We start from the raw sequence: 15995 nt of genomic DNA, 5'->3' as shown, positions 1-15995 counted from the left end.
TCGGCTATATTACTCTTTATTTCTAAAGAGTCAACCAGTAATTCAAATTATTTTTAAACTTAAAAAATAAAACCCAACTTAACCAATTCAACCAAGTCATTGTTTTATCAGAAGTTTTAATCTTCATCACCGCCGATGGATGTGCATTCTACAGCATTTTTGATCCAACGCAACACCCTTTTTATGATTTATTTTACGCATGTCGCTTTTTTAAACACACAAACATTCTTTTGTATTATTATTGGGCTATATACGCCCTATTTCATATAATAAAACGTATATACACCCAATTTTCATTCCATTTAATTTAAGATTTTTTGATTTCATATGGTTGTTTTTAAAAAAACTGCCTATTTAATAATGGCGTGCTCCATTTCACCCATATTATATGCAGCTCCCACAGCAAATATTTTCACAACCACTTTCTCTATTTTGAGTTATGCCAAGTGGGAAACCACTTCACCCAAATTTTGTGTGATTAATAATTCAAGTTTAGTCAATGATTTTAAAAAACTTGCGCCAACCCACAGCACTTATAAAATTACAGCCATCAATGTAAATAACATCAAGTCTAGTCATTGCCAAGTTTTATTTTTTTCTAATCTATCAGCAAAAGAAGAACAAAGTATTTTAAACAGCCATGTCAATTTCCCCGCCCTTTCTCTAAGCAGCAACAATAGTGAATGTGAGTCTGGCAGTGCATTTTGTTTGTATAAAAAAAATCAGAGTTATTCGTTTAAAATTAATATGGAAAGTTTAACGCAGTCACAAATACATATTGATCCACGCGTTTTATTACTGGCGAAGTCATCGGAGTCAGCTGAATGAAACAACTCTATAACCCAATTACATTACACCAATTATTTACGCGTTCGCAGCTCACCATCTTTGCTTTAACATTTACGATTTGTTCTGCGATTTTTTTGGTGATTTCCACCTATACAATGCATACCTATGCAAAAAACAGCTTAACGATTTTATCAAATGCGATTAACGAACGTGTTCAACCGGCTGTGGTGTTTAATGACCAAACAACGATGCGTCAAATTTTAGATGAATACACTCAACTGTATCCCATTCGATCGATAGAAATCACCAACCTTCAAAATGCGTCACTTGCTCATGCTGAGCAAAAAGAAATTTCAACATTCTCTAGCCAAGCGATTTTAGATTATTTCTTTTTTAGCCAACCGATTCGCTTAGATATTCATCATGATCAGAAAAGTTACGGCGAACTGGTCGTATATGGAAACTCTTCAGATTTAGTTAGTTTCTTCCATAAAATTTTGCTGGGTTTGTTTTTAGGTTTTATTCTTTTATTAGCTACTGTGTTTTGGTCGGTGAATTCTGTTTATCAATACTTAATGCAATCCGTTCGCTCGATTGTTGAATCAGCTCAAACCATTAGCATTAAGAAAGATTATAAAATGCGGGTTTCAAACTCTGATATTCAAGAATTACACGCACTCAGTACCGCCTTTAATGGTTTACTTAGTGAAATTGAACAGTCAAATAAAAACTTGATTTCAGAAAATGACAAGCTAATTCATCTAGCACGTCATGATGCATTAACCCAATTGCCAAATCGTAATTATTTTTATGAAAAGCTGTTTGAGCTATTTGACTTAAAAGCGAACGCTGCTGTGTTCTTTGTCGATATTGAAAACTTTAAACATGTGAATGACCAATATGGACACTTAGCTGGTGATGCAGTACTGCGTGCCTCATCACATTGTTTAAAACAAGCACTTCCAGATGATGCTTTCGTTGCGCGACTCGGTGGTGATGAATTTGCAATTATTATCAATCGCTTAAACTTCCTGACGGAACTCGAAGTCTTTTGTCACAAAATACATGACTGCTATGGTTCCACATTTGTTTATGAGCAACATAATATTGCATTACAAGCTAATATTGGTGTGGCACTGATCCAAAATGCAAAATCGCCAGAAGATTTGATCGCAGATGCGGAACGCGCGATGTATGATGCTAAACTTTCTAATAATCATTGGTGCATTGCACTTCAACGCCCCAACTCATAGGATTTGCTATGTTAAAGAACGCATTTAAAGTTTTATTTATAATTGCATTCACGGCCACTATGACAGCCTGCATGAGTTTAGGTAACTTAAGCTACAAACAAGCACGCATGCTTAAAAAAGAAGGGTTTGTCTTGACCAATGATGGTTGGACACTTGCCCTACCAGAACGACTTTTATTTGGTTTTGATGATTATCAAATTCAACCCCACCAACAAGTCAAGTTAAATACACTTGCCACTCAACTGATTAAATATCACCTAAACAAAATTAAGTTTATTGGTCATACGGATAATGTTGGACAAGCCAATTACAACCAACAACTGTCAGAAAAACGTGCGCAAAGCGTCGCAAACGTCTTTTTAAAGCAAGGTTATAACAGTTCAAATATTCAAATTATTGGCCGTGGTGCTGAACAACCGATAGTCTCTAATGACACTGAAACCAATCGTGCCATCAACCGTCGTGTAAATGTCACCATCATTCCCTAAATAGCAGAATATAAAAAAGCCACCTTATGGTGGCTTTTTTATTTTTTATAAATTTCAGGCATAAAAAAACCGCTAAATGCGGCATCTTTTTCATAGTATTACTTTTGAGATAAATGGTCGGAGCAGTAGGATTCGAACCTACGACCCCCTGGTCCCAAACCAGGTGCACTACCAGGCTGTGCTATGCTCCGCTTTCAACTTTAAAAGTTGGGGTGAATGATGGGATTCGAACCCACGACAACCGGAATCACAATCCGGGGCTCTACCAACTGAGCTACATCCACCATCATGTTCTTGCTTGTGAATAACCAATATAACGCATTTTAAATTACAGGCATAAAAAAACCGCTGTATGCGGTATCTTTTATCGACCGTTTTCTTTAAGAAAATGGTCGGAGCAGTAGGATTCGAACCTACGACCCCCTGGTCCCAAACCAGGTGCACTACCAGGCTGTGCTATGCTCCGAATTGGGGTGAATGATGGGATTCGAACCCACGACAACCGGAATCACAATCCGGGGCTCTACCAACTGAGCTACATCCACCATCACAACAAGTTTCAGATTCTAGTATCAGAACACCATTAAAATGGCGCGCCTGACAGGATTCGAACCTGTGACCATCCGCTTAGAAGGCGGATGCTCTATCCAACTGAGCTACAGGCGCATTACCGATGACATAGACTATCACGCGATTTTTGCCTTGAGAAATTGGTCGGAGCAGTAGGATTCGAACCTACGACCCCCTGGTCCCAAACCAGGTGCACTACCAGGCTGTGCTATGCTCCGTTTCATCTCAGCTTTCGCTGTATCGCATATCGTGCGGTACGGTGTGCATTCTAGGCGTGACGTTGATTAACGTCAACACCTATCTTCAAAAAAACATAAAAAATCATTTCAAGCGATTATTTATCAAGCACTTTAATCATTTTTCAAGCAAAAATTAACGTTTTAAACTGGCGCTGAAATTCAACATCCGATCTAAAGGCAATTTAGCACGCTCAGCCAATGCCGCATCTACAAAAATTTCCTGATCGCCTTTTTGTAAAACTTCCAGAATGCCATCCAATTCATTCATCGCCATCCAAGGGCAATGCGCACATGAACGACAAGTCGCTCCCTCACCTGCCGTCGGTGCTTCGATGAGAATTTTATTCGGCACAGCTTGCTGCATTTTATAAAAAATACCGCGATCTGTTGCCACGATTAAACGTTCGTGTGGCAAGGTTTGTGCAGCCTTGATCAATTGCGAGGTGCTACCAACGGCATCTGCAATATCCACCACAGATTCTGGTGACTCTGGATGTACCAAAACTGCTGCATCAGGATACAGCGCTTTCATATTGGCAATCCCACGTGCACGGAACTCTTCATGGACAATACATGCCCCATCCCATAGCAACATGTCTGCACCAGTTTTCTTTTGAATATAGCGACCGAGATGCTGATCGGGTGCCCAAATAATTTTTTCACCTAAACTATCTAAATGCTCAACAATTTCAACAGCACAGCTCGAGGTTACCACCCAGTCTGCACGTGCTTTCACTGCCGCCGAGGTATTGGCATATACCACAACCGTATGATCCGGATGTGCATCGCAAAATTTGGTAAATTCATCGACCGGACAGCCCAAATCAAGTGAGCATGTTGCCTCCAGAGTAGGCATCAGTACGGTTTTTTCAGGAGATAAAATCTTCGAGGTCTCCCCCATGAATTTCACTCCTGCAACCACCAACGTCGTTGCTTGATGGTCACGACCAAAACGTGCCATTTCAAGTGAATCCGAAACGCATCCACCGGTCTGTTCTGCTAGTTCCTGTACTTCAGGATCACAGTAATAGTGTGCAACAAGGACAGCGTTACGTTTTTTGAGTTCCGCTTTAATTAATTCAAACTTTTCAAGCTTTGCAGCTTCCGTTAAGTGATGCTCTTTAACATCACCCAAACGATCCAAATGCGCTTGTACAATTGATTTTGCTTCATTTGCAATTAAGTTGTTTGCATTATTCATCACAACGTCTTCTCTACCCTTAATGCCTGCTACTACACAGGTGCTTCACAACTGACCCATAAATATGGCACTTGGCTATTTTTTACCGGTCATTAAAAAGTTCCACTTATAAAAAAGCCTCACAACGGAGGCTTTTCAAAAACATCAAATATCTTATGAACGGTAATCTGCGTTAATCTTGACATAATCATATGAAAGGTCACAGGTATACACAGTATCTCGAGCACTGCCACGTCCTAAATCTACACGGATCGTGATCTCAGATTTCTCCATCTCTGCAGCTCCTGCTGCTTCGGTATAATCTGCTGCGGCACCACCGTCTTTACAGATTTGAACATCACCTAACCAGACCTGAATTTTTTCAACATCTAAGTTTGGCACACCTGCATAACCAATAGCTGCCAAAATACGGCCCCAGTTTGGATCTGATGCGAAGATTGCAGTTTTAACCAACGGTGAATGTGCGATGCTATAAGCAATATCACAACATTCTTGAGTATCTGCGCCGCCTTCTACCGCCACAGTAATAAACTTCGTCGCACCTTCACCATCACGGACAATGAGCTGTGCAAGACGCTTCATTACACGTGTTAACACGTCTAAAACAGCAGCATAACGTGAATCTGATTCTGAAGTAATTTCTACGCCACCAGCTTGGCCCGTTGCAATCAAAATACATGAGTCATTCGTTGAGGTATCACCATCCACCGTAATACGGTTAAACGACAGGTTAACTGTGGTTTTCAAAAGCTGTTGCACAAGCTCACGGCTAATGGGTGCATCAGTTGCCACATAACTCAACATGGTCGCCATATTTGGACGAATCATGCCTGCGCCTTTAGAAATGCCTGTCATAGTATACAGAACGCCATCTAGTTCGAACTGTTCAGATGCACCTTTAGGTGTGGTATCAGTGGTCATAATGCCCGTTGCCGCATCCAACCATGCATCTTCCTGCAAACTATCTAATGCGGGTTGCAAGCCTTGAACCAAACGATCAATAGGTAATTGCTCGCCAATTACACCCGTTGAAAATGGAAGAACTTCTGTATTTTGAACACCTGTCAGTTCTGCCAGTTTCGCACACGTCGCCTCAGCATTTGCCATGCCGATTTTGCCAGTACCGGCATTGGCATTTCCGGTGTTAATCACTAAATAACGTGGATTACCTGCCAATAAGTGCGCTTTCGAAATATGGACCGGTGCTGCACAAAATGCATTTTGAGTAAAAACGCCTGCGACATTAGAACCTTCAGCAAATTCAAAAATGACAAGGTCACGTCGGTTCTGATAGCGCACATATGCTTCAGCCGAACCGATTTTTACACCTTTCACCACATGCATCTGTGGCATAGATACGTCACCAACTGCCATTTTTCAACGTCCAACTATATGAGTTATAAAAAATACAGCTTAGTGCAAAATCTATAAAAAATCGAGCAGAAGCACGGTTTTGCTGTAATTTTATTGTGGATTTCTTTTGCACATAAAAAAACCAGCCTTTCGACTGGTCTTTATCGCTGTTCGTCGTAAATTAGTTACGCGCCAGCTGAGTTGCTTCATCAAGAAGCACTTGTTTCGCTTTTTGTTGACTCGCAGCAGAAAGGGCTGGGTTTTCAGCCACAATACGGTCAGCATTCGCCGCATTGGCTGCTGCAATTTTTGCAGTTTGCAATACGATTGGACGATTTGGATTGGCAAAGGTATAACGAATACCCGTACGCGGGCTTGCTACAGTCACTTGACCGTCAGTACCAACCTGTACTTGAGTTGTTGTTGGACCAACTGCTTGTTGAACTTTCTCTAAAGAAGTCGTCTGAGGAGCGTTTGCAAAGGCAAAAGTTGGCAAAGCCAAAGCAGCAATCATGAACGGTTTTAGTACTTTTTTCATTGTCTTTTCCGTCTTACGGTTATTGATAGAAACTAAATAACATTTAATCTACTGAACTGCAAATACTATTCAGGTCAGATTAGTAGTGTAAATAAAAAATCAGAGCGCGAAGGCTCTGATTTATTTGAAATTAAACAATGCTGTTTAGATTTTACCGTGACATTGTTTATATTTTAGACCTGAACCACATGGGCAAGGCGAGTTACGACTTTCTGGCGGAACAATCACTTGCTCTGCAGGTGTGTATTGCGCATCGATAACATCATTACCATTGGCTTCAGCCAACAAATTATCAAAGTCATTGTGTGACAATTGAAGATTCATTGATTCAGCTTGAGCCTGTTTTTGAGCTTCCATTTCTGCAAGTTCTTCGGCTGTAGGCACATGAATACGAGATAAATCTGTCACGACATCGGACTTAATCACAGCAAGCATGTTTACAAATAAATTAAAGGCTTCTTTTTTGTATTCTTGCTCAGGATTTTTCTGCGCATAACCACGTAAATGAATCCCCTGACGTAAGTAATCCATTGCTGCCAAATGCTCTTTCCAATGGCGGTCCAATGAATTCAACATAAAGTGACGTTCGAGCATTGCAGCCGTTTCGTCACCCATTTGCGTACGACGTGAACGGTAGTGCTGAAGAACTTCATCAGTAATACGTTCAACCAAAGCCTCTTCATCCAAACGACGATCTTGCTCTAACCACTGCGAAATTGGCAATTCAATCGATAGATCTTCACGTAGCGCCTTTTCAAGACCTTCTATATCCCACTGATCGTGAATAGACTCAGGTGGAATATATATTTCGATCATGCCTTTAGTCACATCCTGAATCATCGTTTCGATGTAATCTTGTAAAGACGGTTCAACAAGAATTTCATCACGCTGAGAGTAAATAATCTTACGTTGTTCGTTGTTTACGTCATCGTATTTCAATAGATTTTTACGAATATCGAAGTTACGTGCTTCAACTTTACGTTGTGCATTTTCAATCGAGCGTGAAACCATTTTATGCTCAATGGCTTCATCTTCTTTCAGCCCCATGGCACGCATCATTGCAACCACGCGATCACCTGCGAAGATACGCATCAAGTCATCTTCAAGCGACAAGTAGAAACGTGATACACCTGGGTCACCTTGACGGCCCGCACGACCACGTAACTGGTTATCGATACGACGAGATTCATGACGTTCTGAACCAATGATGTGTAAACCACCAGAGTTCAGCACCATTTCATGATTTTGTTCCCACTCTGCTTTCAAACGTGCTTCATCTGCTTCAGTCGGCTCTTCAATCTTCGCCAGCAACGCTTTCCAGTTACCACCTAACAGAATATCAGTACCACGACCAGCCATGTTAGTCGCAATGGTTACTGCACGAGGTGAACCCGCTTGCGCAATAATATCCGCTTCGCGCTCATGTTGTTTCGCATTAAGTACTTCATGTTGAATACCAGCTTCTTTCAGCTTATCTGATAAAATTTCAGAGGCTTCAATGGTTGCTGTACCAATCAGGATCGGTGCAACACCAGCTTCATGAATACGTTGAATTTCTTGAATGATGGCGTTGTATTTACCTTCACGGTTTAAATAGATTAAATCGTTTTGGTCATTACGAATCATTGGGCGATGGGTTGGAATAAGTACAACATCCAAGCCATAAATTTCTTTCATTTCTGCAGCTTCAGTATCTGCAGTCCCTGTCATCCCTGATAATTTCTTGTAAAGACGGAAATAGTTCTGGAATGTTGTGGTTGCTAGTGTTTGGTTTTCAGGTTGAATTTCCAAACCTTCTTTGGCTTCTACCGCTTGATGCAAACCTTCTGACCAGCGGCGACCCGGCATGGTACGACCAGTGTTTTCATCGACAATGATCACTTCACCTTCGTGGATGATGTAATGCACGTTGCGTTGGTATAGGTAATGCGCACGAATGGCCGCAGAAACATGGTGTACCAAGTTTAAATTAGCAGATGAATATAAACTTTCACCTTCAGCAAGCAAGCCCATTTGAATCAATTCAGCTTCAACAGTTTCATAACCGACTTCGGTCATTTCTACAGAGCGCTGTTTTTCGTCAATCCAGAAGTGACCACCATCTGGTACCTTCTCTTCTTTTTGTGCATGAAGTTTTGGTGGAATGCTGTTAATTGCAGCATACAACTGAGATGAGTCTTCTGATTGACCAGAAATGATCAACGGTGTACGCGCTTCATCAATCAGGATCGAATCGACTTCATCGATGATGGCATAGGTTAAGCTGCGCTGTTTTTTCTCAGCAGCAGAAAACACCATGTTGTCACGCAAGTAATCGAAACCGAATTCGTTGTTGGTACCGTAAGTAATGTCAGCACGATACGCTTGAGCTTTTTCAGTTGGGTCTTGCATTGAGTAAATAATCCCAATGCTTAAACCTAAAAATTCGAATAATGGACGGTTTAACTCAGCATCTCGCTGTGCGAGATAGTCGTTCACCGTAATCACGTGAACACCTTCACCACTAATCGCATTGAGGTAACAAGCAAGCGTTCCCATGAGGGTTTTACCTTCACCGGTACGCATCTCTGCGATCTTACCTTCATGTAAAGTAATACCACCAATCAGCTGTACATCATAATGACGCATGCCCATGACACGCTTCGCAGCTTCACGACAAACAGCAAACGCTTCAGGTAATAATTTATCAAGGCTGTCGCCTTTTTTATAACGTTCTTTGAATTCTTCAGTTTTTGCAGATAAGTCTGCATCGCTTAGAACAGATATCGTCGGCTCGAGCGCATTAATCTTCTCTACGATTTTACGCATGCGTTTGAGTTCGCGCTCATTTTTGGTACCGAAGATTCCTCCGATCAGACTTGCCAACATGAATAGACTCTCTAAATCTTGCTTGTCAAATGAATATATTTTCTTAGTCGTTATTATGGTGCTAGAAATTCGAAGTACAAGGGTTTTGCACAAAAATCCCCTTAAATATTCTGCGCTCGGGTTCTAGCCCCGGAGACTTAAGGCAAGCTAATGTAACAAATTTTCTGCAGACAACATAGTGACTCTGTCGTGAGATATTTCGCATTTATCCCCCAATAAAACTGTTTTATATGAAATATATTCATAAAGAAATGAAAAAACACTATTTTTAATCATAAAAAAAATCCTTCATATTTATTTTCAAGTTAAACAAATTCAATAAATACGGGGATATTCCATGACGATTCGTTTAGGTGATACTGCACCAGACTTTACTCAAGACTCAAGCGAAGGCAGCATTCATTTTTATGACTTTTTAGGTGACAGTTGGGGCATTTTATTTTCGCATCCTGCCGATTACACCCCAGTCTGCACCACAGAACTTGGATTTACCGCAAAACTAAAAGATGAATTTAGCAAACGTGGTGTCAAGGCCATTGCCCTGTCTGTTGATGATGTTGAGTCGCATCATGGTTGGATTAACGACATTAATAATACTCAAAATACCACGGTCAACTTCCCGATCATTGCAGACAAAGACCGTAAAGTGTCCACCCTTTATGATTTCATTCACCCCAATGCCAGCGAAACATTAACTGTTCGCTCTTTGGTGATCATCGATCCAAATAAAAAAGTCCGTTTAATCATTACTTATCCTGCATCTACAGGGCGTAACTTCCATGAAATTTTACGTGTCATTGACTCTTTGCAACTGACAGACAACCATAAAGTTGCAACACCGGCCAACTGGCAACAAGGTGAAGATGTGGTGATTGTGCCGTCATTAAAAGATGAAGAGGAAATCAAACAACGCTTTCCTCAAGGATATAACGCAGTTACGCCTTACCTTCGTTTAACGCCTCAACCTAAGTGAGGATAAAACGGAGCATTACGCTGTCCGAGCGCAAGATAAGAAGCTCTGCTGTGAGTGACCAAAGCGAAGGTACAAATTTAACTATTTTTAAGCGCAGCACCTAAGCAAACTAAGTATCATAACCATAGTTAATATAGTTTTCCCCCTTCAGAACGAATGACGAGCCCGTTCTGGCAGTCTCCAACCTGCTCATCTCTGGATGAGCTTTTTTTGATTACAAATTCCTCTCAGGGATTAGATTGGTTAAACATCACAATTCCGTTATAACTAATAAAAACTTGAAAATAACAAACCGTGATTCATCAAATTCATCATTTACATTGTGGTAGTTTTTGTCCAACGTGTGCCCCTTTATTTGGACAGAAAGGCTTTCGCGCACATTTGGTCTGTCATTGCCTGCTCATTGAAACCGATAAAGGGCTCGTCTTAGTCGATACAGGACTGGGCTTACAAGATTATTTGCATCCACAAAATCGTTTAGGTCGGTTTATTTCACGCACAGCGCAAATCAAATTTAATTCGCAACTGAGTGCGATTCATCAAATTCAAAAATTAGGCTTTAAGGCTCAAGATGTTCAACACATTTTGTTGTCACACTTAGATTTTGATCATGCTGGCGGGATCTCTGATTTTCCGCAGGCGACTGTGCATGTCTTAGCCAGTGAATATAACGCCACTCAAAACCTTCATAGCTTAAAATCACGACTGCGCTATCGACCACAGCAATTCCAACTGCATCGTTATTGGAATTTTATCGAAAGCATCGGGACGCAAGCATGGTTTAACTTAGAACACACTGCCGGTCTGTCTATTTTTCAAGATGACATTTTAATGCTTCCACTTTTGGGACATACCGTTGGTCATGCCGGTATTGCGATTAAAAATAACCAGCGCTGGTTGTTATATTGTGGCGATGCTTATTACTCACAGCATCAATTAAATTCAAATTTTCATTCGCGGGCCTTAAATCAGCTTGAGCGTTTATTTGCCACCGACAATACACAGCGACTGCACTCCCTTCATAAGATTCAGCAGTTAGCGCAGCATCCGGACATCGATCTCATCTGTGCACATGACCCATTCGAATTCGCTCGCTATCAGAATACAAGCTATGACCGCTAAAATCCTACCAATGATCCTCCTTAGTGTTAGCTTCAGCTTCACGGGTTGCATGACATCAAATCCATTACCGTTAAATGAACGTCCTCAGCATTGGGGGAAAGTCGTTCATCAACAGCATAATTTTTATCAAATCAGCCCAACGCTATTTCGCAGTGAACAACCTGATACAGATCTCGCCCCTGTTCTACGAGAACAGCACATCGATGTGATCATAAATTTACGTTCACGGCACCATGACCCAGAACGCTTAAAAAATGCTATTGATATGCAAAAGATTAAATTTGTACATATTCCGATACACACGTGGCAAATCGATCGTGAAGATTTACTGACGGTGATGAAAACCATAAAAGAAGCTGAACAACAGCAGCAAAAAGTTTTAATCCATTGCTACCACGGCTCAGACCGTACAGGCGCGAGTGTGGCCATGTACCGTATTATTTTTCAGCATTGGTCCATTGAGGAAGCAAAACGTGAAATGAAACAAGGTGGCTATGGCTTCCACCCTATTTGGAAAAATATTGACCGTTTATTCAGCCCTGAAAATGTAAAATGGATTCAGCAGCAACTACTGAATCCATCTTATTAAAGGTCATTCCTCAAATAAACTTAGCGTTTATCGAGTGGTACCCAATCAATCACCCACGCAGATTTCATATTCAAACTTGCATCTGAATTGATCTTTTTACGTGTTGCGTCCGCAGCATCACGGTCCTTCGAAGGGCCGACCATAATACGAATGCCTTTAGATGTAGGACTCTTCGTCACTTTATAGCCTTTTGCACGTAATTTTGCAGCGACGGCATCTGCATTGGCTTCATTGGCAGCCAGTGCAACTTGCACCATCCATTGCTTATCGCCATTTTCCAACAGATCACGTGCTTTTTCAGCTTCAGCTTTTTTCTTAGCTTCTGCTTTACGCTTTTCTTCTGCCTTGTGTTTTTCTTCGGCTTTACGCTTTTCTTCAGCTTGTTGCTTCGCTTCGGCTGCTTTCTTATCTGCTGCTTTTTTCTCAGCTTCAGCATGTGCTTTACGTTCAGCTTCTTTTTGAGCATCCGCTTTACGTTTTGCTTCAGCTTTTTGTTTTTCTGCTGCGATACGTGCCTGATCAGCCTTTTGCTGCGCCGACTGACTCTCTAACTTTTTTTGAGCCGCCAACTTATCCTCAGCTAAACGCTTTTGCTTGGCTTTTTCATCTTCAACCAATTCGGGAGGAATATTATCCGAACTTTGTTGAGCTGAACGATGTGCGTTTAAAGCCGCATATTCTTCTGCTGCTTTACGTGCTGCATCAGCCTCCGCTTGTTGTTGCATCGCTAAAAATTCTGCTGCACGTGCTTCTTGCTCCGCAACCGATTTTTCACGGGTACGTCGTTGTTCTTCGAGCAAACGCTTTTCAGTTTCAACATCAACTGTCAATGATGACATTTTACCCGCACCCTGACCTTGTTGCTCAACTTGAGCCATTTCAGGAGTTTGGCTTTGATTTTGATGTATTTCTTCTTTGCCTTTAAGTAAAAGTGCGGCCAGCAGTACACCACCACCTAATAAAACAACACCACCCATCCAGCGTTGTTTGTTATTCATTGACATTCTTCCAGATACTCCCATACCGCTTCTAAGGTATGAAATGAACCACATACCAGAATCAGCTGATTATTCTTTGTTTCTTCCAGCGCGGACTTAAAAGCTAATTGCACATTGTCATAATGTTCTACGACTTGATGCTGCAGTGCGCTATCCAATTGTGTGATAGATGCCGCACGTGGCACATTTAATTGTGCAATTTTCCACATTCTTACCGTATCTTTCAATAAGTTAACGACAGAATTTATGTCTTTATCAGTCAGCATGGAGAAAACGCTGATCACTTCTGTGTATTGTTTATTGTACTGGAGGAAATTTCGCAATTGCTTTAACAAAAATTCAACACCATGCGGGTTATGTCCCGCATCGAAAATCACCGTTTTTCCTGCAATTTCTCTAACTTCAAAACGACCTTGTAACTTGGCATTGATAATCCCCTGAGCGATCGACTGCTGAGAGACCACCAAACCACTGGCCAAGATTGCCGCTACAGCCGTAGAGATATTTTCGAGTGCCAAAGAACCCACGGGTAGTTTTAAGGTTGAACCTGATGAGGCAAACATCCAAGATTGTCCATCATCACTGTACTGATAAAAATAATCACGATTGAGTACATGTAAAGCGGCTTGGCAATCTTCTGCTTTTTGACGAATGGCTTCAGGCAAAACTTGCTGCCCACCAAAAATTACGGGAATATTCGGACGAATAATCCCTGCTTTCTCAAAAGCAATTTTTTCAATAGTGTCGCCCAACCAATCGGTATGGTCTAAACCAATATTGGTAATCACTGCAACATCTGGATCGACGACATTGACCACATCAAGTCGACCGCCAAGGCCCACTTCGAGGACCCATACATCGCAATGTTGCTGTTTAAAAATAACAAAAGCGGCCAAAGTGGTCGCTTCAAAAAAAGATAAACTTAATTCACATTCACGACGCGCCTGATCAACGGCCACAAAAGCATCAATCAGGGTTTGGTCGGCCACTTCAACACCTTGAAGCTTTACACGTTCATTGAATCGATAGATATGCGGTGATTGGTATAAACCCACATTATAACCTTGCGCATTTAAAATGGCAGCCAATGTCGTTGTGGTTGAGCCTTTCCCATTGGTTCCAGCAACCGTCAGAACTTTGGCATCAGGCTGAGTTACGCCCAATCGATCTGCAACAGGAATTACCCGCTCCAGTCCTAAATCAATACCCGTAACATGAACATGGCTCCAATAATCGAGCCATGTGTTTAAAGAATCAGTTGCAAGTGGTGCTGTGTTCAAGGCAAGTTCATCAATTTCGCTACAATACGATAAACTGTATCACGTAATGCATGACGGTGGACAATTTGATCGACTACACCATGATCAAGCAAATATTCCGCACGTTGGAACGGTTCTTCCAATTTTTCACGTACAGTTTGCTCAATTACACGCTTACCAGCAAAACCAATCATGGCTTTCGGCTCAGCCAAATGAACATCACCGAGCATTGCTAATGATGCAGTCACACCACCATAAACTGGATGTGTCAACACCACTAGATAAGGCAAGCCTGCATCTTTCATTTTTTGGATGGCAGCAGAAGTACGCGCCATTTGCATGAGTGACAACATACCTTCTTGCATACGCGCACCACCAGAAGCAGCGAAGCAAATAAGCGGTTGTTTAGCTTTAATCGCAAGTTCAGCAGCCTGAACAAAACGGTCACCTACAACAGTACCCATTGAACCGCCCATGAAATCAAATTCAAATGCGGTTGCAATCATTGGAATGCCTTTCAGCGTTCCTTGCATCACCACTAAAGCTTCTGTTTCACCGGTTTTCTTCTGCGCTTCAGACATACGGTCTGGATACGCTTTGCTATCAACAAATTTCAGTGGATCTTTGGCTTTAAATTCTTGACCCAATTCTTTTTGTACTTGGTCAAAGAACCAGTTCAAACGATCACGCGCTTTCATTCGCAAGTGTTCATCACACTGCGGACAAACGTAGGCATTAAATGACATTGCAGTACGAGTCACAAGTGCATGACACTCAGGACATTCAATCGTCGGCTCAGTAAATGTCGCCTTTAATGCTTGCTGTTCATCAGGTACATGAATACCTGGTACCGCACGCTCTGTCCATGGCGTAGATGCGCTCAGAATTTTGCCTGTTTTTGCGTCTTGACTCATACTAACTCATCGAGCGCAGCTCGAAGCTCCTTCACTTTATTCACTGTTTCGATTACAGCTTGTTCTGGCGCTAAGTTTGCAAATTGTTTAACAAAAGCACTACCTACAATCACCGCATCTGCAGCAACACCCATGGCTTTCGCCGATGCTGCATCACTAATACCAAAGCCAACGCCGACAGGTACCTGAGTATACGATTTGATTTTTTGAATACGTGCCGCAGCTTCAGCAACATCTAACGTCGCTGCACCTGTCACACCTTTCAAAGAAACATAGTAGATAAATCCACTGGCTTGTTTCACCACATGCTGAATACGTTCATCAGTGGATGTTGGCGCAAGTAAGAAGATTTGATCCATGTCGTATTTTTTCAATACTGCATCTAGATCTTTTGCTTCTTCTGGTGGAAGGTCCACCAAGAGCACGCCATCTACACCGCATTCATGTGCATAGGCAACAAACTTTTCATAGCCGATTACTTCAACAGGGTTTAAATAGCCCATCAGTACTACTGGTGTTTCTGTATCGTTTTTACGGAACTCTTTCACCATGTTCAAGGCATCTAGAGTATTGGTTCCTGCAGCAAGCGCACGCTCAGCGGCAAGTGCAATAACAGGACCATCCGCCATTGGGTCTGAAAATGGAAGACCCAATTCGATCACATCTACACCTGCCTCAACCATTTGATGTAACAAAGGTACCGTTACTTGTGGATGAGGGTCACCAGCCATAACATAAGAAACCAAGGCCTTACGCTGTTGAGATTTAAGCGTTCCAAATCGAGTGGCTAAACGTGACATAGGGTTATACTTTCCTTGAATGAATCAAAACTATGATGTGG

The 15995-nt window shown here is 41.7% G+C and carries 14 protein-coding genes and 6 tRNA genes; 6 read left to right on the top strand and 14 right to left on the bottom strand.

Features of this window, described 5'->3' with window-relative positions; translation table 11 throughout:
• Positions 1 to 327 precede the first annotated feature (327 nt).
• Genes yfiR through yfiB form a run of 3 tightly spaced genes read left to right on the top strand, consistent with a single transcriptional unit; the run spans position 328 to position 2530 of the window.
• Positions 328 to 828 carry a regulatory sequestration protein YfiR gene (gene yfiR / locus AC25JC_RS11060; protein ID WP_486924036.1) on the top strand — a complete coding sequence of 167 codons (501 nt, stop codon included), beginning with the start codon at positions 328 to 330 and terminating at the stop codon, positions 826 to 828.
• A complete protein-coding gene (gene dgcN / locus AC25JC_RS11055) occupies positions 825 to 2042 on the top strand; it encodes a diguanylate cyclase DgcN/YfiN (RefSeq protein ID WP_486924035.1) in 1218 nt (405 codons plus the stop codon). The genes yfiR and dgcN overlap by 4 nt, the downstream gene beginning before the upstream one ends.
• Before the next feature lie 8 nt (positions 2043 to 2050).
• A complete protein-coding gene (gene yfiB, locus AC25JC_RS11050) occupies positions 2051 to 2530 on the top strand; it encodes an outer membrane lipoprotein YfiB (RefSeq protein ID WP_486924034.1) in 480 nt (159 codons plus the stop codon).
• Positions 2531 to 2644: 114 nt separating this feature from the next.
• Here the strand turns inward: yfiB and AC25JC_RS11045 are convergent.
• The 10 genes from AC25JC_RS11045 to secA form a co-directional block, all read right to left on the bottom strand.
• A tRNA-Pro gene (locus AC25JC_RS11045) sits at positions 2645 to 2721 on the bottom strand.
• A gap of 17 nt (positions 2722 to 2738) precedes the next feature.
• Positions 2739 to 2814 (bottom strand) — tRNA-His (locus AC25JC_RS11040).
• Positions 2815 to 2919: 105 nt separating this feature from the next.
• A tRNA-Pro gene (locus AC25JC_RS11035) sits at positions 2920 to 2996 on the bottom strand.
• 3 nt (positions 2997 to 2999) lie between these two features.
• Positions 3000 to 3075, bottom strand: a tRNA-His gene (locus tag AC25JC_RS11030).
• A 44-nt stretch (positions 3076 to 3119) separates the two neighbouring features.
• A tRNA-Arg gene (locus AC25JC_RS11025) sits at positions 3120 to 3196 on the bottom strand.
• 45 nt (positions 3197 to 3241) lie between these two features.
• Positions 3242 to 3318, bottom strand: a tRNA-Pro gene (locus AC25JC_RS11020).
• Positions 3319 to 3472: 154 nt separating this feature from the next.
• Positions 3473 to 4540, bottom strand: a complete 1068-nt coding sequence (gene nadA, locus AC25JC_RS11015; protein ID WP_180173469.1) for a quinolinate synthase NadA — start codon at positions 4538 to 4540, stop codon at positions 3473 to 3475.
• A 153-nt stretch (positions 4541 to 4693) separates the two neighbouring features.
• Entirely contained in the window at positions 4694 to 5914 is a 1221-nt protein-coding gene (gene argJ / locus AC25JC_RS11010; protein ID WP_180085460.1) for a bifunctional glutamate N-acetyltransferase/amino-acid acetyltransferase ArgJ, read from the bottom strand.
• 160 nt (positions 5915 to 6074) lie between these two features.
• Positions 6075 to 6431 carry a hypothetical protein gene (locus tag AC25JC_RS11005; RefSeq protein ID WP_078194125.1) on the bottom strand — a complete coding sequence of 119 codons (357 nt, stop codon included), beginning with the start codon at positions 6429 to 6431 and terminating at the stop codon, positions 6075 to 6077.
• Between the two features lie 144 nt (positions 6432 to 6575).
• Positions 6576 to 9299 carry a preprotein translocase subunit SecA gene (gene secA, locus AC25JC_RS11000; protein WP_111885392.1) on the bottom strand — a complete coding sequence of 908 codons (2724 nt, stop codon included), beginning with the start codon at positions 9297 to 9299 and terminating at the stop codon, positions 6576 to 6578.
• A gap of 337 nt (positions 9300 to 9636) precedes the next feature.
• Between secA and AC25JC_RS10995 the strand changes: the two genes are divergently transcribed.
• The 3 genes from AC25JC_RS10995 to AC25JC_RS10985 all read left to right on the top strand — a co-directional run bounded on the left by AC25JC_RS10995 (position 9637) and on the right by AC25JC_RS10985 (position 11983).
• The gene (locus AC25JC_RS10995) at positions 9637 to 10272 is read left to right on the top strand and encodes a peroxiredoxin (RefSeq protein WP_078194127.1); all 636 of its coding nucleotides are present in this window, start codon (positions 9637 to 9639) and stop codon (positions 10270 to 10272) included.
• 294 nt (positions 10273 to 10566) lie between these two features.
• Positions 10567 to 11394: an MBL fold metallo-hydrolase gene (locus AC25JC_RS10990; RefSeq protein WP_486924033.1), complete on the top strand. Its 828-nt coding sequence runs from the start codon at positions 10567 to 10569 to the stop codon at positions 11392 to 11394.
• Between the two features lie 49 nt (positions 11395 to 11443).
• A complete protein-coding gene (locus tag AC25JC_RS10985; RefSeq protein WP_486924032.1) occupies positions 11444 to 11983 on the top strand; it encodes a dual specificity protein phosphatase family protein in 540 nt (179 codons plus the stop codon).
• A 20-nt stretch (positions 11984 to 12003) separates the two neighbouring features.
• On the opposite strand, the gene AC25JC_RS10980 is transcribed toward AC25JC_RS10985, so the two are convergent.
• Genes AC25JC_RS10980 through trpA form a run of 4 tightly spaced genes read right to left on the bottom strand, consistent with a single transcriptional unit; the run spans position 12004 to position 15954 of the window.
• Positions 12004 to 12981, bottom strand: a complete 978-nt coding sequence (locus AC25JC_RS10980; RefSeq protein WP_180108124.1) for an SPOR domain-containing protein — start codon at positions 12979 to 12981, stop codon at positions 12004 to 12006.
• A complete protein-coding gene (folC, locus tag AC25JC_RS10975) occupies positions 12978 to 14261 on the bottom strand; it encodes a bifunctional tetrahydrofolate synthase/dihydrofolate synthase (protein WP_078194131.1) in 1284 nt (427 codons plus the stop codon). The genes AC25JC_RS10980 and folC overlap by 4 nt, the downstream gene beginning before the upstream one ends.
• Positions 14258 to 15154: an acetyl-CoA carboxylase, carboxyltransferase subunit beta gene (gene accD, locus AC25JC_RS10970; protein WP_180005414.1), complete on the bottom strand. Its 897-nt coding sequence runs from the start codon at positions 15152 to 15154 to the stop codon at positions 14258 to 14260. Before accD ends, folC begins: the two co-directional genes overlap by 4 nt.
• Positions 15151 to 15954, bottom strand: coding sequence for a tryptophan synthase subunit alpha (gene trpA / locus AC25JC_RS10965; RefSeq protein ID WP_078191221.1), 804 nt, complete (start codon positions 15952 to 15954; stop codon positions 15151 to 15153). The genes accD and trpA overlap by 4 nt, the downstream gene beginning before the upstream one ends.
• Positions 15955 to 15995: the final 41 nt, after the last annotated feature.

This window comes from Acinetobacter sp. P37 (assembly GCF_057480965.1).
Note: the sequence above shows the minus strand (reverse complement) of the source record. Positions and strands in the feature narration are given on the sequence as shown.

What these genes read in the sequence shown, in the direction of transcription:
- yfiR (WP_486924036.1), top strand. Translation starts at nt 328, where the DNA reads ATGGTTGTTTTTAAAAAAACTGCCTATTTAATAATGGCGTGCTCCATT.
- dgcN (WP_486924035.1), top strand. Translation starts at nt 825, where the DNA reads ATGAAACAACTCTATAACCCAATTACATTACACCAATTATTTACGCGT.
- yfiB (WP_486924034.1), top strand. Translation starts at nt 2,051, where the DNA reads ATGTTAAAGAACGCATTTAAAGTTTTATTTATAATTGCATTCACGGCC.
- nadA (WP_180173469.1), bottom strand. Translation starts at nt 4,540, where the DNA reads ATGAATAATGCAAACAACTTAATTGCAAATGAAGCAAAATCAATTGTA.
- argJ (WP_180085460.1), bottom strand. Translation starts at nt 5,914, where the DNA reads ATGGCAGTTGGTGACGTATCTATGCCACAGATGCATGTGGTGAAAGGT.
- AC25JC_RS11005 (WP_078194125.1), bottom strand. Translation starts at nt 6,431, where the DNA reads ATGAAAAAAGTACTAAAACCGTTCATGATTGCTGCTTTGGCTTTGCCA.
- secA (WP_111885392.1), bottom strand. Translation starts at nt 9,299, where the DNA reads ATGTTGGCAAGTCTGATCGGAGGAATCTTCGGTACCAAAAATGAGCGC.
- AC25JC_RS10995 (WP_078194127.1), top strand. Translation starts at nt 9,637, where the DNA reads ATGACGATTCGTTTAGGTGATACTGCACCAGACTTTACTCAAGACTCA.
- AC25JC_RS10985 (WP_486924032.1), top strand. Translation starts at nt 11,444, where the DNA reads ATGACATCAAATCCATTACCGTTAAATGAACGTCCTCAGCATTGGGGG.
- AC25JC_RS10980 (WP_180108124.1), bottom strand. Translation starts at nt 12,981, where the DNA reads ATGAATAACAAACAACGCTGGATGGGTGGTGTTGTTTTATTAGGTGGT.
- accD (WP_180005414.1), bottom strand. Translation starts at nt 15,154, where the DNA reads ATGAGTCAAGACGCAAAAACAGGCAAAATTCTGAGCGCATCTACGCCA.
- trpA (WP_078191221.1), bottom strand. Translation starts at nt 15,954, where the DNA reads ATGTCACGTTTAGCCACTCGATTTGGAACGCTTAAATCTCAACAGCGT.